This is a genomic window from Rhizobium ecuadorense (assembly GCF_001187535.1).
Classification (GTDB): Bacteria; Pseudomonadota; Alphaproteobacteria; order Rhizobiales; family Rhizobiaceae; genus Rhizobium; species Rhizobium ecuadorense.
Genome location: NZ_LFIO01000339.1, coordinates 1 through 376, shown reverse-complemented (window position 1 = coordinate 376; position 376 = coordinate 1). Strand labels below are relative to the sequence as shown.

Sequence of the window (376 nt, the reverse complement as noted above, 5' to 3'; positions counted from 1 at the left end):
GGAAAAGTGCGTAGGACTGGAACATCATGCCAATGTTGCGGCCCCAGACAGGGATGTCGGTGACATCGTTGTTGCCGATCCTGACGATACCCTGGTCCGGCTTGATGAAGCCCGCGATGATGCGCAGAAGCGTGGTCTTGCCGGAACCGGATGGGCCGAGAAGGCTGGTGAAGGAGCCTTCGGGAAACTCGGTGGTGATATCCGACAGGACGGGCGTGATGCCGTAGGTCTTGGCGACGGAATTGACTTTAACGTTTGTCACGAGTGTCTCCAGGCTTGGCGAAACGCGCAAAAATCAGGATGATCGTCATCGAGCCGAGCAGAAGTACGGTCGAGATCGCGTTGATTTCAGGGGTGAAGCCCTTGCGGATCGAGG

Annotated in this window: 1 protein-coding gene and 1 pseudogene; both read right to left on the bottom strand. The window is 57.2% G+C overall.

Going from position 1 to position 376, the window contains the following annotated elements; all coding sequences use genetic code 11:
* A partial coding sequence (locus AF337_RS07370) for an ATP-binding cassette domain-containing protein (protein WP_152970949.1) occupies positions 1-262 on the bottom strand: 262 nt, incomplete at its 3' end.
* Positions 249-376, bottom strand: a pseudogene (locus AF337_RS45150) (ABC transporter permease); the annotation flags it as partial. The pseudogene AF337_RS45150 and the gene AF337_RS07370, both read right to left, overlap by 14 nt.